A 23,066-nucleotide genomic window follows, 5' to 3' on the forward strand; every position below is an offset into this window, starting at 1 on the left:
AAAAACTTTTATTCTGATGAACAGGATATTCCGGGCGGACCTATGCCAGCGTCGTGACATCGACATAGGCCATGCCCGCATTGCGGGCGGCGGCCATGCCTTCACGGCTGTCCTCGAAGACGAAACAGTGTTCGGGGGCCACGCCAAGGCGCTGTGCCGCGGCAAGGAACAGGTCGGGCGCGGGCTTGCCATGCGTGACATCGTCAATGGTCAGCATGGCATCGAACAGGTGGTCGAGTCCCACGCGCACCAGCGACGCTTCCACGATCCGGCGTGACCCGTTGGACGCGACGGCCATGGGCAGGCGACGGTGATATGCCCGCGCGATCGACGCCACGACCGGGATTTCCTCCAGCTCCACCAGCATGTCATGCAGGCTCTGCCGCGCGGTCGCGATGATCAACTCGCGATCCACCGTGGCCCCCAGCCTGTCTTCGACGATATCCAGCACCATATGTTCCGACAGGCCGCCCTGTCCCCGGAACCATTCACGCGAAATGGGCCGCCGGGTCACCTGCTCCAGCGTCGTCATCCACGCCCGCACATACAGCGGCAGCGTGTCGACCAGCGTCCCGTCGCAGTCGAAGATCAGCGCCTTCACCCCCGGCGGCACGATACTCATGGAAAGGCGGACCGGGGATAGTCGAACTGGTTGGCCAGTTCGCGCAGCGGGGCGAAATCCTTGTCATTGAAATGATGGATGCGGATGACCGCGCCGGGCTTTTCCTCGATGAAGACGGTATTGTTCCAGTCGGCGGCACTGATCCCGGTCCACAGGGTGATGCGGAACGGCCCGGAATCCGCAGGCGCGCCGGATGCGTTGTCCACATGCGCCACCTGCATTTCCATCACGGCGTCACCACTCGACGGCGGGGTCTGGCCCAGCGGGCCCCAGCCCGACTTGTGCGCCGCCAGCCAGTCATTGAGCATCCTGACCTGCGCCGTGGTCAGGACCCGGTCCTTGCGCATCGGGCCGACGGACATGGTTCCCGACTGCAACTGCGGGAAGGTCAGTGGATGGAAATTGGGCATGGCCATCGACCACAGCCCCGCGGCCGTACCAATCGTGATGACCAGGAACCCGATCAGCAGGGCTGTCTCGCGTCTCATATGTGTCTGTTCTCCCTGGCGCGTGGATGTGCGCCGTGTGCCGCGGGACGCGCGGACGCACGTCCCATCACTGCCGGATCACGCGGCAGGCCGCGATATCGTGATCCAATACCGCAAATGCCCCGTCCGCGACAGCCTGCCAACGTCGGGACAGCCGCGCATCACCGCCATCCCCGCCACCTTCGCCCGGTGACGTCATGCACCGCATACGGCGGCCACGACCCGCGCCACGTCATGATCCGTCAGCACGGAATGCAGCGGCAGGGCGAGGATACGGTGCGACAGGTCCTCCGACACCGGCAGGGACACGCCGTCATGATGCGGCCGGTACGCGGGCTGGAGATGCAGGGGCATGGGGTAATAGACCGCCGATGCGACGTTACGGGCCTTCATCTGTTCCTGAAGGGCCGCGCGGTCCTGCGTATCGCGCGCCAGCACGGAATAGATCGCCCACGCCGATTCGCTGTCCGGCACGCGCGCGGGCGGGACGACACGTTGCGCGACGCCCGCGTCATAGGCGCGCGCGATCTCGCCCCGACGCTTCAGGTCATGATCGAAGATGTCCATCTTCGCCAGCAGCACGGCCGCCTGCAGGGTATCAAGCCGCGCATTCATTCCCGTACGCAGGACCTCATAGCGGGTCTTGCCCTCCCCATGGCTGCGCAGGGAGCGGTAGAGTTCCGCGCGCTCCGGGTCATCGGTCAGGATCGCGCCCGCATCGCCATAGGCGCCAAGCGGCTTTGACGGGAAGAAGGACAGCGTCGTCGCGGCGGCCTCCCGCCCCAGTTTCCGGCCCGACAGGCTCGCGCCGAAGGACTGCGCGCAGTCGGCCATCAGGAACATGTCCTCCGCCGTGGCGATGGCGCGCAGTTCGGGCCATGGCGCGGGCTGCCCGAACAGGTCCACGCCGATGATCGCGCGCGGGCGCAGCTTCCCCTGTGCGCGGACATGGGCGATGCGTGCGCGCAGGCTGGCGGGGTCGATCTGGAACGTGTGGGGATCGACATCGACGAAAACCGGCGTCGCCCCCAGCACCAGCGGCACCTCCGCCGTGGCGGTGTAGGTGAAGGCGGGCAGGAACACCGCATCGCCTGCCCCGACTCCTTCCGCCATCAGGACGATCTGGATCGCATCGGTGCCCGATGACACGCCCACGCAGGCGGCCGCCCCGGCATAGGCCGCAAGACGCGCCTCAAGCTCCGTCACTTCCGGTCCCATGACAAAGCGGCAGTGCTTCATCACGGCGTCGATGCGCGTGCGCAGGTTGGGGCCGATTTCCTCCTGCTGTCGGGCCAGGTCCAGAAAACCGATCGGTTTTTCAGCCGTGGAGGTCATGACGCATTCCTTTCGCGGTCGGTCCGTCGGGCTGGCGCCGCAGGGTCGCCAGGCTGTCCCGTATGGACGAATTCAGGCACAAGCTCCTTGAGCAGCGCAAGCGCGGTCCGATCGTCGCCCGTCCTGCACGCCCTTACAATCGCATCCATGATAGACGTCGCCAGCGCAAGGTCCACCGTGCGCGGCGTTGCCATGCGCAATCCGCGACAGCCGGTGGGACGTGGCACCTCGCGCTGGTGGAACAGGTCCTCGGACAGTTTCTCGCCCCGGCGCGCGCCGGTGAAGCGGATCTCGATATCCTGCCCGGGCCGCAGGCCGGCAAGCACGATCATCTGGTGGGCAAGGTCGACGATGCGCACGGGTTGGCCCATGTCGAGGACGAAGATCCCCCCCATGCGCAGCATGTCGTCGATCTCCCCTTCGCCCGGACGGCTGTCCAGCCCGCAGGCGCTGGCCTGCAGCACAAGGGCCACGGCCTCCGCCACGGTCATGAAATAGCGTTCCATGTCCGGGTCGGTGATCGTCAGCGGGCCGCCGCGCTCGATCTGGTGGCGGAACAGGGAGACGACCGACCCGGCGGAGCCCAGCACGTTGCCAAAGCGCACGGTGATGCAGCGCAGGTCCGTCCCGTCACGCCGCGCCATGATGTCGAGCGCCTGGCAGTACATCTCCGCCACGCGCTTGGACGCGCCCATGATGCTGGAGGGGTTGACCGCCTTGTCGGTGGAAATCTGCACCATGGCGCGCGTGCCATGCCGCCGTGCCGCGTCAGCGACCACGCGGCTGCCCTCTATGTTGGTCAGCAGCCCTTCGCACGGATTGTCCTCCACCATCGGCACATGCTTGAGGGCCGCGGCGTGGAAGACCAGTTCGGGGCGGTACTGTGCGAAGACCTGTTCGATGCGCTGCGGGTCGCGCACATCGGCGATCACGATATGCCGTGGCACCTGCGGGGCCTGTTCGGACAGGTCCACGTCGATCCGCCACAACGCATATTCCCCGTTATCCAGCAGGATCAGGCTGGCGGGGGCATAGCGGGCGATCTGGCGGACAAGTTCCATGCCGATGGACCCGCCCGCCCCCGTCACCAGCACGCGGCGCCCGCGCAGCATGTCCGCCAGTCGCCCGAAATCGGGGGCGACCGGGGGCCGGTTGAGCAGTTCCTCGATCTCCACGGGGTAAAGCTCGCTCCACTCCGGCGCCGTGACCGCCGCGATGTCGGGCATGCGACGGACCTGCACGCCATGCGCCTGCGCGGTGCGCAGCACGGTGGCCAGCGCGGTCCCCTTGCAGCACGGATCGACAATCAGCAGCGGCGACGGCTGCGCCTTCGTGCGGCACAGGCGCGCCAGCACCGTATCGAGTTCCTCCATCGTGCCCAGCACCGGCACGCCATGGATGCGCCGCCCCCGACGGTGCGCGCCATTGACGACCATCCCGGTGACCGCCATCGGGGCCGAGGCCGCATGCAGGAACAGGTCCGCGCTGCGCCCGTCCGCAACCAGCACGACGCGGTACTGCCCGGCCTGCCCGCCGCGCGCCCTGCGCTGGCGACGCCACAACCGCCAGCGCTGGTAGGTCAGGCGGCTGCCCACCAGCATGACCAGCAGGACCAGCGCATGGATGACAGGCAGGGCCGGTCCCGGCACCCCATGCCCGGCAAGCGCCATGCCGGTCGCGTAAAGGAACGCCGCAAGGGCCGCGGCCCACGCCAGGCGCCAGAAATCCGCCGCCCCGGAAAAGCGCCAGTGCTGCTGCGCAATGCGAAAGGGCATCCCCGCCGCCAGCAGCGCCGCGCCACCGGGCAGCATCGCATGCCAGTCCCACGCCATCCCGCCGCCCGGATGGTCCAGCCACCGCGCGCACGGCACGGCGCACGCCCCGATACAGAAATCGAGGCTTGTGTTCACCATGATCGCCCTGGCCGTAAGGAACCGGTGGACAAGCGCATCAGGCCTGAGGGATTGCACAACCATTGCCCCTCCCCCTATAGCCCAGCAGCGAAAGCGCCCAAAGGAAAGATCATGTCCCAAAGCGTAAAGTCAGCCCGGTAATGCCCCGCTTACTGCCGTTCGCAGCGCTGATGGTCGCAATCGCGGCGGTTTCCATGCTGCTGGTACGGGCCATGATCCGCGTGCGGGTGCTGGACCATCCCGTCGCACGCAGCGCCCACAGCACGCCCGTCCCCACCGGCGGCGGCATTGGCATCATGGCCGCCTTCATGGCGGGAATGCCGGTTGCCCGCGCGACATGGGGGGATGTGCCGGATCATTTCATGGGGGCCGGCTTCATCGGCGCGCTGGCGCTGCTCTGCGCCGTTTCATGGTATGACGACCTGCGTTCACGCCCGGTGGCCGTCAAGCTGCTGGCGCAGTTCGCCGCCGCCATCATGATCGTGGCCTGCCTGCCGCCCATCACGCCGCTGCGGGCCATCGGCGGCATCGTATGGCTGGTGTTCATGTCCAACTGCGTGAATTTCATGGATGGGATGAATGGCCTTGTCTCCGGCACGTCGCTGTGCGCGTGCCTGATGCTGCCATGGCTGGCCCCCGCGCCCGTGGCCGCCACCGTCATTCCCATCGCCGCCAGCATGGCCGCCGCGATCGCGGGCTTTGTGCCGTTCAACTTCCCCCGCGCGCGGATCTTCATGGGCGATGTCGGCAGCCAGGGATGCGGGATGGTGCTGGGGACGCTCGGCCTGCTGCTGGCGCGGGGCGGGGACACCGGATGGGCGGTCATGCCGCTGCTGGTCTCCGGCCTGGCCTGTGATGTCGCCTTCACGCTGCTGCGCCGGTGGCGGGCGGGCGAATCGATCGTGACCGCGCACCGGGGCCACCTGTACCAGGTCGCCCATCGCAGCGGCCTGCCCTGCACGCTGCTGGCCCCGCTGGCATGGGGGATGTGCCTGTGGGGCGGCGTGCTGGCATGGCTGCTGCGCCGGGGCGAAATCCCGCCATGGGCCGCCTTCGTGCTGGCCGCCGGGATGCAGGCGGCCTGGGCGGCCTATGTCCGCCACCGTGTCCGCGCCCATCCCGTCGGCCGGTGGTAGGCCGTCGCTTCACCATCCGCCACGGGGACCAAGGCAAAAAAAGGGACCGGCCCAAAGGCGCGGTCCCTGCCATCCCTGCTGCCTGCGGCCGTGGCAGGAAAGTCGGGATTATTTGACGAGGGTGATCTTCATGCCCTGCGCCGCGGCGGCAAGACGTCCGCCCTTGCTCTGCGTCACCAGCTTGATCTTCACCCCGTTGGGGTTGCTCAGCACGACGCCGCCGACACCCGTGCCCGCCGTGGCTTCGCCATTGACGGCGGCATAGCTGCCTTCGAAATCCTTGACGGCGTGGAGGTTATACACGTCGCCACTTCCGGTGACCTTGGAATAGCCGACAGCCGCGATGGAGCCGCCATCAATACGGAAACGGTAGGTATGGTGCTGGAACGTCAGGCGTCCCGAACCCCATGTGCGGCCGATCCCGATATCGGCGGACTGGACCTTGATCGTGACATGTCCCACAGGCGTCCCAAGCGCATCATCGGCGTGGGCGGCTGCCCCAAGAAGGGGCATCGCCATCAGGGCGACCGCCGCAGCGCGGGTTACCATGCGAATCATCGAATTCTCCTGTCCGTTGCCGTATGAAGGACCATAGTCCCTGCATAATGCGCGGCAGGGGGCGCGGTTGCACCGTCCCCCGCCGCCATCATGCAGCCATGGTCAGCCCGCGCGGCGCGTGCGGGTATCCATGCTGCGCATGCGTGTCTTGGCCTTGCGGATGGGGGCCGGCGCCTCCTGCCCCTGCGCGGCCCCGACCTCGCTGACGATGGCGGAAAGTTCAGCCAGATAATTCGTGCCGACCGGCGTGCGGAAGATCAGGACCGAACGGCCATCCATCGGGTCGCGCACGCGCTTGATCAGCTTCAGCTGCCACAGCCGGTCAAGCGCACGCGTGATCGCCGGCTTGGAGACGTTGAGGTGCGCCGCAAGGCCGCGCACGGTCTGCGGATCGTCCTGCAGGTAGCAGGTAAGAAAGACCGCGAGCTGGCGCGCGGAGAGATCCTGCCCATCACGCGATACCATCGAGACAATGGTATCACGCAGGACGTTGATCATGGAATCCGAACCTGATGACTGTGCCATCATTTCAATCCTTGTTCTGCTGTCCATGGCCGGACCCGATGCGAAGACTCCGCACCTGGCAGGACATGGCTAAGATGGTGTTGCACATATAATTGGCAATTACGGCATATATAAGTCGCAGAATGCAAATTAGTTTCCGGATCGGATCGTTACATCAGTGTCCCAATATGTCCTAGATATTAAATATTTTTAATATCCCGCCGTAAGCCGCTCTTAAACAAAGACTTTCTCCGCCTTCTGGACGACCGGGCCGCGCAGAATCATTCCATCCGTATGTATCGATATGAGCCCAGCGCACACCAGTTTTGACAAAATTCTGCAAAAACAGGGCCGCCGTGACCGCCCCGGCCATCGGTCGGGATGAAATATTGTTCATATCTGCCACCGGACTGCGCAGCCATGCGCGATACCCGTTCCACAGGGGCAGCCGCCACATCGGGTCCGCGCACATGTCCCCCGCCGCCAGCAGGTCCGCCGCCACCGCGTCATCATTGCTGAACAGCGCGGGCAGGTCCGGCCCCAGCGCCACGCGCGCCGCCCCCGTCAGCGTGGCGGCATCAAGCAGCAGGTCGGGGGCGGAGTCGCTGGCCTCGCTCAGCAGGTCGCACAGCACCAGCCGTCCCTCGGCGTCGGTATTGCCGACCTCCACCGTCTGCCCGGAGCGGGTGACGATCACGTCGGACGGCCGCATGGCATGGCCCGACACGCTGTTTTCGACACAGCCCAGCCGCAGTTCCAGCCGCAGCGGCAGGTCCCGCAGCATGACCAGTCGCGCCAGCACCAGCATCAGCGCAGCGCCCCCCATGTCCTTCTTCATCCGCAGCATGGAGGACGCGGGCTTGATGTCGTATCCGCCCGTATCGAAACACACCCCCTTGCCCGCCAGCGACAGCAGCGGCGCGGCGGCATCCGCCGTACTGCCGCGCCATTCCGCCACGACGACGCAGGGCGGGCGGTCCGATCCCATCCCGACATGGGCCACGGTGGGATAGGCCGCGCGCAATGCCTCGCCCGTGACGACGCGCACCTTGGCTCCCAGCGGTTCCAGCGTGGCACGCGCCGCCTGTGCAAGTTCCTCCGGCCCCATCAGGTTGGGCGGCGTATTGATCAGGTCGCGCGCCTGGCACATGCACGCCGCCACCTGCGCCGCGGCCATGGCCTGCGGCGTCACGACCAGGCGCACGTCCGCCCCGTCCCCGGACGGCGTGCGCCCGAAGACTGGCATGCGGTAACCGCCAAGGCAGAAGCCAAGGACGATGTCCCCCTCCCCGACATCCGGCGGGGCCTGCACGCGCCACGCACCGGCGGGAAGCTGTGTGGGCAGTGCGCCGTACACGAACGGATCGCACGCCCCGCCCTGCGGATCATCCCCCAGACCCAGCAGCGCCGACTCCACCCCGCTGTCCCCCGGCAGCAGCAGCACCTGCCCATGGGCCGCGCCAAACCCGGCATCGGTGGCAAACGCCGCCGCCCCGGCGCCAATCAGGTCCGCAAGCTGCGGCAACTGCGCCGGGCGCAGCGCATGGACCACGCGCACCGGCAGGTCTCCTGCCGCCGCATCAGGCAGCAGGCCGGGAAAATCATCAAACGTCATGACATTGCCCTTTCAGGTCATTTGCCACCGCAGCGTGCGTCCACCACGCACGGCATGCAACCTGTCACGCGCAATGTGCGGGTTTTGCTTGCATTTGCCCGTCACTCGCCAGAGCATGCGGATATGACGGGTGTACCCATGGGGGCTGGCCCCCTTCATTCCGCCGCCGGACGCGCGACCGGCATTTCGTCCTCCGCGCAGGTGCGCGCCGTACTCGGCCCCACCAACACCGGAAAGACGCATCTGGCCATCGAACGGATGCTGGCGCATGCCAGTGGCATCATCGGCTTTCCGCTGCGCCTTCTCGCACGCGAAAACTACGACCGCATGGTCGCGCGCAAGGGCGCGGGGAAGGTCGCGCTCATCACCGGCGAGGAAAAGATCATCCCGCCCGACGCGCGCTGGTTTTCCTGCACGGTGGAGGCCATGCCCCTCGACCGGCGGGTGGCGTTCGTCGCGGTCGATGAGATCCAGCTCTGCGCCGATCCCGACCGCGGGCACATCTTCACCGACCGCCTGCTGCATGCGCGCGGACAGGTGGAGACGATGTTCCTGGGCGCCGACACCATCCGCCCGCTGCTGCGTCGGCTGGTGCCGGGAATCGAGATCGACCACCGCCCGCGCCTGTCGCAACTGGCGCATACGGGGCCAAGCAAGCTGACACGCCTGCCGCCGCGTTCAGCCATCGTCGCCTTCTCCGCCGCCGAGGTCTATGCCATTGCCGAACTGATCCGCCGCCGCCGTGGCGGATGCGCGATCGTGATGGGGCAGCTTTCGCCGCGCACGCGCAACGCGCAGGTCGCGCTGTACCAGAACAAGGAAGTCGACTACCTCGTCGCGACGGATGCGATCGGGATGGGGCTGAACATGGACGTCAACCATGTCGCCTTCGCCAGCCTGTCGAAGTTCGACGGCACGCGCATGCGCCCCCTGACGCCCGCTGAAATCGCGCAGGTCGCCGGGCGCGCGGGGCGTGGCCTGCGCGATGGCACGTTCGGCACCACCGGGATGTGCCGCCCCCTGTCCGAGGAAGTCGCCGAAGCGGTGGAGGAACACCGTTTCGACCCGCTGTCGCGCCTGTCATGGCGGAACAGCGACCTTGATTTTTCCAGCCCCGACGCGCTGCTCGCCAGCCTCGGGCGTTCCCCGCCACGACCGGAACTGACGGCGGGGCATGAGGCGTCGGACGTGCTCGCCCTCGCCAGCCTTGCCGCCAGCCCCGAGATCCGCACCCTCGCCCGGTCGCGCGCTGCAACACGCCTGCTGTGGGAAGCCTGCCAGATCCCGGACTTCCGCAAGCTTGGCGATGACAGCCACATCCGGCTGTGTGCGCGCATCTTCTCCCACGTCATCCGCGACGGGCGGGTGCCCCCGGCATGGATCGAGGGGCAGATCGCCGCCTTCCTGCGGCCGGAAGGCACGATCGATTCCCTGATGCACCGCCTGTCGGGCATCCGGGTGTGCGCCTATGTCGCCGCGCGTCCCGACTGGCTGCGCGATGCCGCACACTGGCAGGAACGCACGCGCGATGCGGAAAACCAGCTGTCCGATGCGCTGCATGCGCAACTGACCGCGCGTTTCGTGGACCGCCGTGCTGCCACCCTGATACGGCGGCTTGACGAAGGCAGCGCGGATGACCTGCTGTCCGCCGTCACCGCACAGGGCGAGGTGCTGGTGGAAGGGCATCCCGTCGGGCGTATCGCGGGGCTGGACCTGATGGCCGAGGGCATCGACGTGCCGGACCGCCGCCTGCTGATGCGCGCGGCACGACGGGCGGTACGCACCGAAATCCCGCGCCGCGTGCATGTGCTGGCCCATGCGCCCGACTCCTGCTTCGATATTGCACGCGACGGACGGCACCTGATGTGGGAAGGCGTGAATGTCGCGCGCCTGCGCCGTGGGCACGACCTGCTGCGTCCAAGGGTTGAGGTTCTGGACAACCCGCTGCTCGACAACGTGCAGCGCGAACGCATCCGCGAGCGCCTGCAGGACTGGCTGGAGCGTCACGTGCGCGACGTGCTGGCGCCGCTGTTCGCAGCCCAGGCGGCGGTGCCCGACGACCCGACGCTGCGCGGGATCGTGCATCGCCTGATGGAGGATGGCGGCGTCACCCCCCTGCACCGCGACGAGGCGCGCTCCCGCGTGCTGCACGGGCACCTGGGGCGTCTGGGCATCCGCATGGGACATCTGGCGCTGTTCATGCCCGCGCTGATGAAACCACGCTGCATGCGCCTGCGCGCCATCCTGACCTGCGCGCATATGGAGACGGACATCCCCGAACTGCCGGCCGCCAGCGTGATATCCATTCCCCATGACCTGCTGCCCGCCACGTTCATGGACCGCATGGGCTGGATGCGCGCGGGGCCGGTGCGTATCCGCGCCGATATCGCGGAAAAGCTGGTCAACGAACTCACACGCCAGACCCGGCACCATCCCGTGCCGCTGTCCAATGCCCTGGCCTCGCGCCTGAGCATCCGGCGTGACGCGGTCATGGCGGTGCTCAAGGGGCTGGACATCCATGTCCGCCCGACGCGCCCGATGCCACCCGCGCAATTCGGCCCCCCCGCCCCCGCCATGCTGATGGGACGCCTGCGCCACAGGCCCGCATACAGGGCCACACAGGCCACCGCATCGCGGGAGCAGGCTGCGGCCGTGGCCCCGACAGGGCAGGGCAGGCCCCGTGCCCCCCTGCGTGGCGGGCATGACCATGCGGATCATCCCTTCGCGGCCCTCGCTGTGCTGAAGGCACGCCAGTCATGAGTCGCAGGGGCGCACGGGATGTCGTCGGGCCGCGCGAAGAGGCCCCGCAGGCCCAGCGCCTTGACCTGTGGCTGTGGCATGCCCGTTTTGCGCGGAGTCGTAATGATTGCGCGGAATTCATCGCGGCGGGACAGGTGCGCATCAACCGCCAGCGCACCGTAAAGGCCCATGCGCAGGTGCATCTGGATGATGTCCTGACGCTGCCATCGCCGGATCGGCGCAGCGTCATGGTCATTCGCGTCGCAGGTTTCGCCCGACGTCGCGAAGGCGCATCTGCTGCTCGAATGTTATATGACGTTATTCCAGAAATTGATGAAAAGCATCACACATAGCCCACATCGCCACGGATTATTCATTTGTGGGCGTCTTTGACTTGCCACAATGGCAAAACCCTCTCATATCTTCGGCCATTCCGGATGAGGTTTTCTGCCCTGGCTGGCGCCCTCATCTCATGTCCCTGGCTGAAGATAAACCGCTTTGGCCTGTAAATAATGATCGGAGATAGGCGATGACCTATGTGGTCACCGAAAACTGCATTCGCTGCAAATTCATGGATTGCGTCGAGGTCTGCCCCGTCGACTGCTTCTATGCAGGTGAAAACTTCCTGGTAATCAGCCCGGACGAGTGCATCGATTGCGGCGTGTGCGAACCGGAATGCCCGGCCGAGGCAATCTTCCCCGACAGCGATGACCGCGCCACCGCATGGGCGGAAATCAACGCCAAATATGCTGGCGTGTGGCCCAACATCACCCGCAAGGGCGAACCCCCCGCCGATGCGGAAGAATGGAAGGACAAGCCCAACAAGGCTGAGCTGCTGTCGCCGGAACCCCAGAAGTAAAACTGATCCGGTAACACCGTTCCATCAAAAAGGGCCGGCGAGGAAATCCTCGCCGGCCCTTTTTTTCGACCACAGTCTTTCAACCGCTGGCCGGATATCCCGAAGGATACCCGGACCCGGCTGATGTCGCGGGTTAGCGCGACATCATGTTGATCGAGGTGTCGTGCATGATGAAGATCGTGCCGCCAACCAGGATCAGAACCGTCACGACCGTGAAGGCAAAGGCCATGATATTCCAGCGCTGCTCGGACGAACCGTTCATGTGCAGGAAGAAGATCAGGTGAACGACGATCTGCACCACGGCGAGGAGCGTGATCGCCCCGGCGGTTCCGGACGGTGAGAACGTATGCGCCATCACCAGGCCGAAAGCCGCTGCCGTCAGCAGAACAGAGATCACGAACCCGGTGAGGTAAGACCCTACACTCCCGTGGCTCTCGCCTGAGGCGGATGTATGTGCATCAGACATCAGATCACACTCATCAGATAGACAAAGGTGAAGACACAGATCCAGACGATGTCCAGAAAGTGCCAGAACAGGCTGAGGCAGGTGAGCTTGCCGATCATGCGCTCGTTCAGCTCGGTCTTGCCAGCCGTCTGGAACAGCAGGACCGCCATCCACAGCAGGCCGCAGGTGACATGCAGACCATGCGTGCCAACCAGCGTGAAGAACGACGACAGGAACGCGCTGCGATCCGGGCCGTTGCCTTCGGCAATCATGTGAGTGAACTCACGGATTTCCATGAACAGGAAGCCCAGGCCCAGCAGGAAGGTAACCCCCAGCCAGACCCGCATCGTGCTGATCTTGTTCTCGTGTGCGGCGATCATGCCGAAACCGTAGGTGATGGAGCTGAACAGCAGGATCGCCGTTTCAATTCCAACGCCCGACAGTTCAAAGACCTCATGACCGTTCGGTCCGCCGTTAAACTGGGTCCGCAGCACCGCGAACACAGCAAACAGCGTGCCGAAGATGATGCAGTCCGTCATCAGATACAGCCAGAACCCGAACACCACGGGAGATTCGTGGTGTTCTTCGTGGGCGTGGGCCGCATCAGCAGTAATATTTTGCGCCATTATTCTGCTGCCTGTGCTGCCATAAGGTTGTGAGTGTGCTCGTTTTCAATGCGGGCAACCTCGGAGACCGGCACATAGTAGTCGACATCGTTGTCGGACGAACGTGCAATCACCGTAGCGATCACGCCGATCAGACCAACAGCAGCCAGCCACCAGATCCACCACACAGCAGCAAAGCCAAGGATGAAGCTGAACGCACCGATAAGGAAACCACAGGCCGTGTTCTTCGGCATATGGATGGGCTGGTAATCAGCACCCGCGCAGCGCGTGTCGATACCGGCTTCCTTGTCGTGGGCAAACGCATCGAGTTCATGAACAACCGGCAGGACCGCGAAGTTGTAGAACGGCGGGGGCGAAGACGTGGACCATTCCAGGGTACGAGCGTTCCAGGGATCGCCCGTCATGTCACGGTTTTCAGCCAGGTTGCGATCACGGATCGAAACATACAGCTGCGTCAGCTGGCACACGATACCCAGGGCGATCAGGACCGCACCGAATTCCGCGATCAGCAGCCAGGGATGCCATTCGGGGTTGTCGTAGTGGTTCATACGACGGGTCATGCCCTCGAAGCCCAGGACATACAGCGGCATGAACGCGAAGTAGAAGCCAACGAACCAGAACCAGAACGCCCGCTTGCCCCACGCTTCGTTCAGCTTGAAGCCGAAAGCCTTGGGGAACCAGAAGTTCATCGCCGCGACGTAGCCGAAATACACACCACCGATAATCACGTTATGGAAGTGGGCGATAACGAACAGGCTGTTATGCAGCACGAAGTCCGAAGCCGGGATCGCAAGCATAACGCCGGTCATGCCACCGATGGAGAAGGTGATCATGAAGCCGATGACCCAGTACATGGTCGCGTGGAATTCGACGCGGCCCTTATACATGGTGAACAGCCAGTTGAAGATCTTCACGCCCGTCGGGACCGCGATGATCATGGTCATGATGCCAAAGAACGCGTTGACGTTCGGGCCGGCACCCATGGTGAAGAAGTGGTGAACCCACACGACCAGCGACAGGACCATGATGGAGGCCGTGGCGTACACCATCGTCTTGTAGCCGAACAGCGGCTTGCGGGAGAAGGTCTGGGTGATTTCGGAGAAGGCACCGAAGGCAGGCAGGACCAGGATGTACACTTCGGGATGGCCCCAGCCCCAGATCACGCTCAGGTAGAGCATCTGGTTGCCGCCGCCGTCGTTGGTGAAGAAGTGCATGCCCAGGTAACGGTCAAGACCCAGCAGACCCATCGCAACGGTCAGGATCGGGAAGGCCACCATGATCAGCACGGTCGTGCAGAAGATGGTCCAGGTGAACACCGGCATCCGCATGTAGTCCATGCCAGGCGCACGCATCTTCACGATCGTCGCGAAGAAGTTCACACCCGTCAGTAGCGTGCCGACACCCGACAGCTGAACCGCCCAGATGTAGTAGTCAACACCGACGCCGGGGCTGAACTGCTGTTCGGACAGCGGGGGATACGCCAGCCAGCCGCACTGCGAGAACTCACCGATGAACAGGGAGACGTTGACCAGCAGGAAGCTGATGGTCGTCATCCAGAAGCTCAGCGTGTTCACGAAGGGGAAGGCAACGTCGCGCGCACCGATCTGCAGCGGAACCACGATGTTCATCAGACCCTGCATGAACGCCATGGCCATGAAGAAGATCATGATGGTGCCGTGGGCGGAGAAGATCTGGTCATAGTGGTGCGGCGGCAGGTAACCGGGGTTCCCGGCATAGGCCAGCGCAAGCTGTGAACGCATCATGATGGCGTCGGCAAAACCGCGGAACAGCGCAACGAGCGCGACCACGATATACATGACACCAATACGCTTGTGATCGACCGAGGTCAGCCACTCACGCCACAGGTAACCCCATTTGCCATAATAGGTGATCAGACCCAGAACGGCCAGTCCCGCGATCGCGACACCGATGAAGGTCCCTACAAGAATCGGCACATCGATAGGAATGGCCGACCAGGTTAATTTTCCTAACATCTGTCCTATTCCTTCATATTCATGTCGGACATTGCGGACTGCTGCATGTGCAGCATCTTGCCGGTGCTCTTATCCATGACCATGCCGTTGTTGTACTTGGCAACGATATCGTCAAACAGAGTCGCATCGACATGCGAGAAGTACTCGACCGGGTTCGCCTCGCTCGGGGCGGCCAGCTTGGGATAGCTTGCGCTGTCCAGCTGTTCGGACGAAGCCTTCACCTTTTCCACCCACGCGCTGTACTGGTCCGCCGGCATTGCCAGCGCACGGAAACGCATGTCGGAGAAGCCGCGGCCACTAAAGTTAGAGGATTCACCCTGGAAATCGCCAGCCTCATTCGCAATCAGGTGAAGCTGCGTCTGCATGCCCGCCATGGCATAGATCATCGTGCCAAGCTGCGGGATGAAGAAGGAGTTCATCACGGAATCAGAGGTAATCCGGAAATCAACCGGCGTATTCACCGGCATCGCCATCTGGTTGACCGTGGCGATACCTTCATCCGGATAGATAAAGAGCCACTTCCAGTCCAGGGCCACCACTTCGACGTGGATCGGCTTGACGTTCGCTTCGGCCTCGAGCGGCTTGTACGGGTCAAGCGAATGGCAGGTCTGGTAGGTCAGCACCGCCAGGAACAGGATGATCAGGCTGGGAACGGCCCAGATGACCACCTCGATCTTGTTGGAATGCGACCATTTCGGCAGGTACTCGGCCGAGGTGTTGGACTGGCGGTAGTGCCAGGCAAACCACAGCGTCAGGATACACACCGGAATGACCACCAGCAGCATCGCCACGGTGGAGGTCAGGATCAGGCTCTTTTCCTGAACCCCGATCACACCCTTGGGGTTGAGCGTATCCCAGTCGCATCCTGCCAGGAGGGCTGCGGAGGACAAGCACATTAACTTCGATAATCTTGGCAAGATTTTTTTCTTCATCTCACGCCTCGTTGGTTTCGACATCACCCTATTTCGCTCACATCCTCGCTTCATCCACGGGCACTAACAACAACGGTCACGTTATACGCACGCCACGGGCCATGCATCTGCATTCGTGCAGGCAACAACGTCCCACAACAGCGACATCGCGCCTTCGTCAACTCCCGAAAATCAAACATATGGTTTTTTTCGGTTTGCATCTGTCATGAGTTGGTTGCCGACCGGCTGACCATGATTTCGATCAATCCAGCCCATCAGATATCAATCCTGTTTCAGTCAGGGCAGATCGGACCGGTAATCGCGATGCCGTCCTGTGTCTTGAAGCGTACCTTTTTCGTGCCGTATTCCCTTTCATATGTTTTCTCTATTCAAGGGTTATCCGACCTGAACCCCTCCATAAGCAAGTCTTCACATAATATTTCAATAGATTTCAGAGACAGGGAAATATCTCATTTTTATGCGCGAAAACAATGCACTAACTGTTTCTCCTGTCCATCACACTCTTGTCAACTAACTGTTTCTCATAATGAATAAGTCTTATTTCGAACAACGTTTGTTCCGCTGTGCCCCGAAATGTTCCCATCCTGTTCATGCTCTCCGCAGATCTGGGCCATGACATGAAAAAAGCCCGCCACTTTCGTGACGGGCTGATCTTGCCTGAGTCTTTCATCCCCGTCCCCATCGCGCCCGACGGGAGCATGCCGGGGCATGTGAGAGGATATCAGTCGTTGTTGTTGTTACGCACGCCCATGAACTGCAGCAGGAACTGGAACAGGTTGATGAAGTTCAGATAGAGGTCCAGCGCATCATAAACCGCACGGCGGGCCGCCATGTCCGGGCCTTCATAGGCGGCGAACTGCTGGTAGTTGAACTTGATGCGCTGCGTATCGAACATGGTCAGACCGATGAACAGCATCACGCCGACCACGCTGTAGAGGAAATAGACAGCCGGACTGTGCAGGAACAGGTTCACGAGTCCGGCGATCACCAACCCGAAGAGTCCCATCATCAGGAACGAACCGAAACGGGTCAGGTCGGCACGCGTGGTGTATCCCCATATGGACATCGTGGCGAAGGTCGCCGCCGTGATGAAGAACACCCGTGTGATCGACACCCCGGTGAAGACCAGGAAGATGTTGGCAAGACTGCAGCCCATCACGCCACAGAACAGCCAGAACAGACCCTGCACCGCCTGCAGCGACAGTCGCGTCACGCCGAAGGACATCACCAGGACGAATCCCAGCGGCGCGATCATCGCCAGCATGCCCAGCCCGGTCGGGCGGAAGATAGTCCCGCCAGGTGTCTGCACCGCCTGATAGAACAGGGCCTGCAGCGTGGCGTTGTGTGCGATCAGGTAGGCAACCAGACCTGTCAGCACCAGCCCCGAAGTCATCCAGTTATAAACGCGCAACATGTAGGTCCGCAGTCCCATGTCGATGGAACCGGCGGTACCATCTGCCGTAGGTCTGGCAAAAGTTCGCGAATCCGGGCCAAAAGCCATTTCAAGTTTCCTTCATCCACGTCGTGCGAACGCGTCATCCCTGAATGTGGGGCATCCTATGGAGGCTTCAAGAACGTGCGCGTGGCCAACACATTAAAAGATGGCAACACATGCCTCTTGTCCGGGCATGATACCCGGCAAAGGCCACTGCGTCATAGATACGTACATTAGTATATAGTACAGCCTAACATCATCTGGCCCGACAGACGGGGCAATAATCGCGCACGTCACCCTGCGGCTGGCATCTTTCACCCATTCTGCCTGACTGGTCCGCCTGATGAGACTTTTCATTGCCCTCGGGATTCCCCACCCCCTTTCCTCGCGCCTGGCGGAGCTGCGCGGCAGCCTTGCCGACGTGACCTGGATGCCGCCGGAAACCTACCACCTCACGCTGCGCTTCATCGGGGAGGTCACGGACCGCCACCTGATGGAGGATATCCACCACGCGCTCTCGGCCATCCGCGCGCCGTCCTTCGACCTCCTCGCCGATGCGCCGGGCCTGTTCGAACGTCCCGCCGCACCTGCGACGCTGTGGATGGGAGTCGCCCGCAACGACTCCCTCCTCCACCTGCAGCGCAAGGTGGACACCGCCATGCGGCGTGTCGGGATGGAGGACCGGCGGCGGCGGTTCGTGCCGCACATCACCCTTGGCTCCATCCCCCATCCCGACCCGGCCCGGCTGGGACCGTGGCTGGGACGTCACGGCATGTCCGATGGCGCGGCAGCCACGATCCATGCCTTCTCCCTCTACAGTTCGCTGCGGGGGAAGGAGTCTCCCGTCTACGAAGTGCTGGAGGATTACCCCCTGAGTCCATGACGCGGGGTTGCATCACTTTCGAAACAAGTGCCCGTTCGAGACCGTCTGGTCACATCTGTTATGAATATATGAAATACATATGTGGCATATAAAGTTACCGGCACATGACCTGCCACTCGCAACGAAATGGGAAAATATCCTTTAAAAACAGGAACATTTCAAAAGATTACACGAGATTCATCTTGTGCGAATCATTGCTTCTCCGACACCTTGTTCACAACTTAGTGATCTCGAACACTAAAATGTCAGAAGACGTATGTAATCCCGCCGGTATGTTCGGATGAAACGGACTACCTGCTTTTTCTCCCTGCCGAAGGCCGGTTTTTCAATCCCTTGGGGACGTGTAGTGACTGGGGCCGGATTTGTGGCTCCGCTCCTGCCCCTGGAAATGAAAAGCCTCCTGCGGCGGAAAGTTGCAGCGGCGGCGTCCCGAATTCGAAACCGTTAGTTTTCTGAGGACATCACATATGATTTCTGCCGTTTTCGGAAAAAGACGTTCTCTGAGCAGAACGCTTACAGCCGGAACGATATGTGCGGCTCTCGTCTCCGGCTACGCCAACATGGCATTTTCCGCTGATGAGGGTCAGGGCCAGACGGGCGAGGCGATCATCCATGCGGATGACCATCCCGGCGACTGGATGACCTATGGTCGCACATATTCTGAACAGCGCTACAGCCCGCTGGATCAGATCAACCGTTCCAATGTCGGAAACCTCAAGCTGGCCTGGTATCTGGACCTTGATACCAACCGTGGCCAGGAAGGCACGCCGCTGGTTGTCGATGGCGTCATGTACGCCACCACCAACTGGAGCATGATGAAGGCGATCGACGCCGCCACCGGCAAGCTGCTGTGGTCCTATGACCCGCGCGTGCCCGGCAACATCGCCGACAAGGGCTGCTGCGACACCGTCAACCGCGGTGCGGCGTACTGGAATGGCAAGGTCTATTTCGGCACGTTCGACGGTCGCCTGATCGCCCTGGACGCCAAGACCGGCAAGCTGGTCTGGAGCGTGAACACCATTCCCCCCGAAGCCGAACTCGGCAAGCAGCGTTCCTATACGGTTGACGGCGCCCCGCGCATCGCCAAGGGCCGCGTGATCATCGGTAACGGTGGTTCCGAATTCGGTGCCCGTGGCTTTGTCACCGCGTTCGACGCGGAAACCGGCAAGGTCGACTGGCGCTTCTTCACGGTTCCCAACCCCAAGAACGAACCCGATCACGCAGCATCCGACAGCGTGCTGATGAACAAGGCCTACCAGACCTGGAGCCCGACCGGCGCCTGGACCCGCCAGGGTGGCGGCGGCACCGTGTGGGATTCCATCGTCTATGACCCCGTGAGTGACCTGGTCTACCTTGGTGTGGGTAACGGCTCGCCGTGGAACTACAAGTACCGTTCCGAAGGCAAGGGCGACAACCTGTTCCTGGGCAGCATCGTCGCGCTGAAGCCTGAAACCGGCGAATATGTCTGGCACTTCCAGGAAACGCCGATGGACCAGTGGGACTTCACCTCGGTCCAGCAGATCATGACGCTTGACCTGCCGATCAATGGTGAAACCCGCCACGTCGTCGTGCATGCGCCGAAGAACGGCTTCTTCTACATCATCGACGCCAAGACCGGCGAGTTCATCTCCGGCAAGAACTACGTCTATGTGAACTGGGCCAGCGGCCTGGATCCGAAGACGGGTCGTCCGATCTACAACCCAGACGCGCTGTATACGCTTACGGGCAAGGACTGGTACGGCATTCCGGGTGACCTTGGTGGCCACAACTTCGCGGCGATGGCCTTCAGCCCCAAGACGGGTCTGGTCTACATCCCCGCACAGCAGGTTCCCTTCCTGTACACCAACCAGAAGGGTGGGTTCCTTCCGCATCCTGACAGTTGGAACCTTGGCCTTGACATGAACAAGGTCGGCATCCCCGACTCCCCCGAAGCGAAAGCCGCTTTCGTGAAGGACCTGAAGGGCTGGATCGTCGCATGGGATCCGCAGAAGCAGGCCGAAGCATGGCGCGTTGACCACAAGGGGCCGTGGAACGGCGGTATCCTTGCAACCGGTGGTGACCTGCTGTTCCAGGGTCTGGCGAATGGTGAATTCCACGCCTATGACGCGACCAACGGCACGGACCTGTTCCACTTCGCGGCAGACAGCGGCATCATCGCTCCGCCTGTGACCTACCTTGCCAAGGGCAAGCAGTATGTTGCGGTCGAAGTGGGCTGGGGCGGCATCTATCCGTTCTTCCTTGGTGGCCTTGCGCGCACCAGCGGCTGGACGGTCAACCACTCCCACGTGATTGCCTTCTCGCTCGACGGCAAGGCCGGTCCGATGCCGAAGCAGAACGACCAGGGCTTCCTGCCCGTCAAGCCGCCTGAAAAGTTCGATGCGAGCCGCACCGATAACGGCTACTTCCAGTTCCAGACCTACTGCGCGGCCTGCCATGGCGATAACGCCGAAGGCGCGGGCGTGCTGCCTGATCTGCGCTGGTCCGGTTCCATCCGCCACACCGATGCGTTCTACAACGTCGTTGGTCGCGGTGCGCTGACCGCTTACGGCATGGATCGCTTCGACGGCAACATGAACCCGAACGAGATCGAGGATATTCGCCAGTACCTGATCAAGCGTGCGAACGAAACCTACCAGCGGGAAGTTGATGCGCGGAAGAACGCAGCCGGTATCCCCGAGCAGCTGCCGTAAACCCGCTTTTCTTAATTTTTCGCATCAACGCGACGCATGATGGTGAACATAATGATCAACAGGCTTAAGGTGACTTTCGGCGCGGCAGCGCTTAGTCTGCTGGCTGGCACGGCATTGGCGCAGACGCCCGATGCCGAGCTGGTCCAGAAAGGGGCATATGTCGCAAGGCTGGGTGACTGCGTGGCATGTCACACGGCCCTGCACGGAACGGCATATGCCGGCGGGCTTGAAATCAAGAGCCCGATCGGGACGATCTACTCGACCAACATTACCCCCGATCCCACGTACGGTATCGGCCGCTACACCTACGAGGAATTTGACGAGGCCGTTCGTCATGGCATCCGCAAGGATGGTTCCACGCTGTATCCGGCGATGCCCTATCCTTCCTTCTCCCGCATGACGAAGGAAGATACCCGTGCGCTGTATGCGTACTTCATGCACGGCGTGAAGCCGGTGGCGCAGCCGGACAAGCAGCCCGAGATTTCGTGGCCGATGTCCATGCGCTGGCCGCTGTCGATCTGGCGCATGATGTTCTCCCCCTCGCCGAAGGATTTCACGCCGGCCCCCGGTACGGATCCTGAGGTCGCACGTGGTGAATACCTCGTGACGGGCGCCGGGCATTGCGGTGCGTGTCATACCCCGCGTGGCTTCGCCATGCAGGAAAAGGCCCTGGATGCTTCGGGTGGCCCCGACTTCCTGGCCGGTGGCGCACCGATCGACAACTGGGTCGCCCCCAGCCTGCGTAACGACCCGAACGTGGGTCTGGGACGCTGGTCCGAGGATGACATCTACCTGTTCCTGAAGTCCGGCCGTATCGACCACTCGGCCGTCTTCGGCGGAATGGGCGATGTCGTGGCGTGGAGCACGCAGTACTTCACCGATGACGACCTGCATGCCATCGCGAAATACCTGAAGAGCCTGCCGCCGGTCCCGCCGTCGCAGGCCCCCTACAGCTATGACGCGACGACGGCGAACACGCTGGCTTCGGGCAACATCTCCAGCATTCCGGGCGCCGATACCTACGTCAAGGAATGCGCCATCTGTCACCGCAACGACGGTGGTGGCGTGCCGCGCATGTTCCCGCCGCTGGCTGGCAACCCGGTTGTCGTGACCGACGACCCGACCTCGCTGGTGAACGTGATCACGCATGGTGGCGTCCTGCCGCCGAGCAACTGGGCACCGTCCGCCGTGGCGATGCCGGGTTACAGCAAGTCGCTGTCGGCCCAGCAGATCGCGGACGTTGTCAACTTCATCCGCACCAGCTGGGGCAACAAGGCGCAGGGCACCGTCACTGCCGCCGACGTTACCAAGCTGCGCGACACGGGGGCCCCGGTCTCCAGCGCGGGCTGGAACGCCACCAGCAGCGGATGGCTGGTCTTCCAGCCGCAGCCTTATGGCCATGGCTGGACGTTTGCACCGCAGACGCACACCGGCGCAGACAACGCGCAGTAAGGCTGACTGGTTCCATACCGGTCGTGACTATCAGGGACCGCCGCAGACACTGTCTGCGGCGGTTTTCTTATGCGCGCCAATCGTCCACACTGTGCCAGCAGACAGCCATGAAGACAGGAAGCCCCCATGCAGCGCATCGTTGTCCTGACCGGCGCGGGAATAAGCCAGGAATCCGGCCTTCAGACCTTCCGGGGGGAAGACGGGCTGTGGAACCACGAACGGATTTCCGACATCTGCACCCCCGAAGGGTTTGCGCGCGATCCGCTGCGGGTGGACCGGTTCTATAACGGGCTGCGTGCCGGACTGGCCAATGTACGGCCCAATGCGGCGCACAGGGCGCTTGCCCATCTGGAGGACTGCGCCGCGACGGGAACATGGGACGGTGAAGTCGTGATTGTCACGCAGAACATCGATGACCTGCACGAACGCGCGGGCAGCTGCAATGTCGTACACATGCATGGGGAACTGATGCGGGTGCGCTGCACTTCCTGCGGGGCCACGCCCGCATGGCATGCTGATTGCCTGCCCCGGACACCATGCCCGCACTGCCATCGCCCGACACTGCGGCCCGATGTCGTCTGGTTTGGGGAAATCCCCTATCACATGGACCGGATCGAGGCCGCATTGCAGGCGTGCGACCTGTTCGTGGCCATCGGAACATCAGGCGTGGTCTATCCTGCCGCAGGATTTGTGCAGCAGGCCCGCACGCATGCCGATACGATGGAATTCAACATGGAACCTTCCGCCGGGACAGACCTGTTCGACCAGACGATGCTTGGCCCTGCCACGAAAACGGTGCCCCGATGGGTACGCGACGTCACCGGGTCATGAAGCCCCGCA

General features: G+C 62.9%; 20 protein-coding genes. 8 read left to right on the forward strand and 12 right to left on the reverse strand.

Annotation, left to right across the window (positions count from 1 at the left end; genetic code table 11):
- Positions 1-40: 40 nt before the first annotated feature.
- From KMAL_RS01750 to KMAL_RS01765, 4 genes are all read right to left on the reverse strand, one after another.
- Entirely contained in the window at positions 41-622 is a 582-nt protein-coding gene (locus tag KMAL_RS01750; protein WP_110094033.1) for an HAD family hydrolase, read from the reverse strand.
- Positions 619-1,110 carry a hypothetical protein gene (locus tag KMAL_RS01755; RefSeq protein ID WP_110094034.1) on the reverse strand — a complete coding sequence of 164 codons (492 nt, stop codon included), beginning with the start codon at positions 1,108-1,110 and terminating at the stop codon, positions 619-621. The genes KMAL_RS01750 and KMAL_RS01755 overlap by 4 nt, the downstream gene beginning before the upstream one ends.
- Before the next feature lie 195 nt (positions 1,111-1,305).
- Complete coding sequence (locus KMAL_RS01760) at positions 1,306-2,445, reverse strand: DegT/DnrJ/EryC1/StrS family aminotransferase (protein ID WP_110094035.1); 1,140 nt, start codon at positions 2,443-2,445, stop codon at positions 1,306-1,308.
- Positions 2,442-4,421, reverse strand: a complete 1,980-nt coding sequence (locus KMAL_RS01765; RefSeq protein WP_110094036.1) for a polysaccharide biosynthesis protein — start codon at positions 4,419-4,421, stop codon at positions 2,442-2,444. The genes KMAL_RS01760 and KMAL_RS01765 overlap by 4 nt, the downstream gene beginning before the upstream one ends.
- A gap of 77 nt (positions 4,422-4,498) precedes the next feature.
- On the opposite strand from KMAL_RS01765, the gene KMAL_RS01770 reads away from it, so the two are divergent.
- Positions 4,499-5,494 (forward strand): MraY family glycosyltransferase, encoded by a 996-nt coding sequence (locus KMAL_RS01770; RefSeq protein ID WP_110094037.1) that lies wholly within the window; start codon positions 4,499-4,501, stop codon positions 5,492-5,494.
- Between the two features lie 108 nt (positions 5,495-5,602).
- Here the strand turns inward: KMAL_RS01770 and KMAL_RS01775 are convergent, their stop codons facing one another.
- The 3 genes from KMAL_RS01775 to KMAL_RS01785 form a co-directional block, all read right to left on the reverse strand.
- Positions 5,603-6,049, reverse strand: coding sequence for a hypothetical protein (locus tag KMAL_RS01775; RefSeq protein WP_167400027.1), 447 nt, complete (start codon positions 6,047-6,049; stop codon positions 5,603-5,605).
- 105 nt (positions 6,050-6,154) lie between these two features.
- A complete protein-coding gene (locus KMAL_RS01780) occupies positions 6,155-6,580 on the reverse strand; it encodes a MarR family winged helix-turn-helix transcriptional regulator (protein ID WP_408887875.1) in 426 nt (141 codons plus the stop codon).
- A gap of 169 nt (positions 6,581-6,749) precedes the next feature.
- Complete coding sequence (locus KMAL_RS01785; protein ID WP_110094038.1) at positions 6,750-8,171, reverse strand: leucyl aminopeptidase family protein; 1,422 nt, start codon at positions 8,169-8,171, stop codon at positions 6,750-6,752.
- 123 nt (positions 8,172-8,294) lie between these two features.
- On the opposite strand from KMAL_RS01785, the gene KMAL_RS01790 reads away from it, so the two are divergent.
- The 3 genes from KMAL_RS01790 to fdxA all read left to right on the forward strand — a co-directional run bounded on the left by KMAL_RS01790 (position 8,295) and on the right by fdxA (position 11,769).
- Entirely contained in the window at positions 8,295-10,931 is a 2,637-nt protein-coding gene (locus tag KMAL_RS01790) for a helicase-related protein (RefSeq protein ID WP_110094039.1), read from the forward strand.
- On the forward strand, positions 10,928-11,263 hold the full coding sequence (locus KMAL_RS01795; RefSeq protein ID WP_110094040.1) for a S4 domain-containing protein: 336 nt from the start codon (positions 10,928-10,930) through the stop codon (positions 11,261-11,263). Before KMAL_RS01790 ends, KMAL_RS01795 begins: the two co-directional genes overlap by 4 nt.
- Before the next feature lie 176 nt (positions 11,264-11,439).
- The gene (fdxA, locus tag KMAL_RS01800; protein WP_110094041.1) at positions 11,440-11,769 is read left to right on the forward strand and encodes a ferredoxin FdxA; all 330 of its coding nucleotides are present in this window, start codon (positions 11,440-11,442) and stop codon (positions 11,767-11,769) included.
- 133 nt (positions 11,770-11,902) lie between these two features.
- Here the strand turns inward: fdxA and cyoD are convergent, their stop codons facing one another.
- The 5 genes from cyoD to KMAL_RS01830 all read right to left on the reverse strand — a co-directional run bounded on the left by cyoD (position 11,903) and on the right by KMAL_RS01830 (position 17,267).
- The gene (gene cyoD / locus KMAL_RS01805) at positions 11,903-12,235 is read right to left on the reverse strand and encodes a cytochrome o ubiquinol oxidase subunit IV (protein ID WP_110094042.1); all 333 of its coding nucleotides are present in this window, start codon (positions 12,233-12,235) and stop codon (positions 11,903-11,905) included.
- Entirely contained in the window at positions 12,235-12,840 is a 606-nt protein-coding gene (gene cyoC / locus KMAL_RS01810) for a cytochrome o ubiquinol oxidase subunit III (RefSeq protein ID WP_110094043.1), read from the reverse strand. The genes cyoD and cyoC overlap by 1 nt, the downstream gene beginning before the upstream one ends.
- Complete coding sequence (cyoB, locus tag KMAL_RS01815) at positions 12,840-14,834, reverse strand: cytochrome o ubiquinol oxidase subunit I (RefSeq protein WP_110094044.1); 1,995 nt, start codon at positions 14,832-14,834, stop codon at positions 12,840-12,842. The genes cyoC and cyoB overlap by 1 nt, the downstream gene beginning before the upstream one ends.
- A 5-nt stretch (positions 14,835-14,839) precedes the next feature.
- Entirely contained in the window at positions 14,840-15,766 is a 927-nt protein-coding gene (gene cyoA / locus KMAL_RS01820; RefSeq protein ID WP_167400022.1) for a ubiquinol oxidase subunit II, read from the reverse strand.
- 721 nt (positions 15,767-16,487) lie between these two features.
- A complete protein-coding gene (locus KMAL_RS01830; RefSeq protein WP_167400021.1) occupies positions 16,488-17,267 on the reverse strand; it encodes a Bax inhibitor-1/YccA family protein in 780 nt (259 codons plus the stop codon).
- Positions 17,268-17,544: 277 nt separating this feature from the next.
- Between KMAL_RS01830 and thpR the strand changes: the two genes are divergently transcribed.
- The 4 genes from thpR (at position 17,545) to KMAL_RS01850 (ending at position 23,057) form a co-directional block, all read left to right on the forward strand.
- The gene (gene thpR, locus KMAL_RS01835) at positions 17,545-18,084 is read left to right on the forward strand and encodes an RNA 2',3'-cyclic phosphodiesterase (RefSeq protein WP_110094048.1); all 540 of its coding nucleotides are present in this window, start codon (positions 17,545-17,547) and stop codon (positions 18,082-18,084) included.
- Between the two features lie 467 nt (positions 18,085-18,551).
- Positions 18,552-20,774 (forward strand): PQQ-dependent dehydrogenase, methanol/ethanol family, encoded by a 2,223-nt coding sequence (locus tag KMAL_RS01840; protein WP_110094049.1) that lies wholly within the window; start codon positions 18,552-18,554, stop codon positions 20,772-20,774.
- 51 nt (positions 20,775-20,825) lie between these two features.
- Entirely contained in the window at positions 20,826-22,226 is a 1,401-nt protein-coding gene (locus tag KMAL_RS01845) for a c-type cytochrome (RefSeq protein WP_180999714.1), read from the forward strand.
- A gap of 126 nt (positions 22,227-22,352) precedes the next feature.
- The gene (locus tag KMAL_RS01850) at positions 22,353-23,057 is read left to right on the forward strand and encodes an NAD-dependent deacylase (RefSeq protein ID WP_110094051.1); all 705 of its coding nucleotides are present in this window, start codon (positions 22,353-22,355) and stop codon (positions 23,055-23,057) included.
- Positions 23,058-23,066 lie beyond the last annotated feature (9 nt).

Origin of the sequence: Novacetimonas maltaceti (genome assembly GCF_002906255.1) — a bacterium.
GTDB classification, from domain to species: Bacteria; Pseudomonadota; Alphaproteobacteria; order Acetobacterales; family Acetobacteraceae; genus Novacetimonas; species Novacetimonas maltaceti.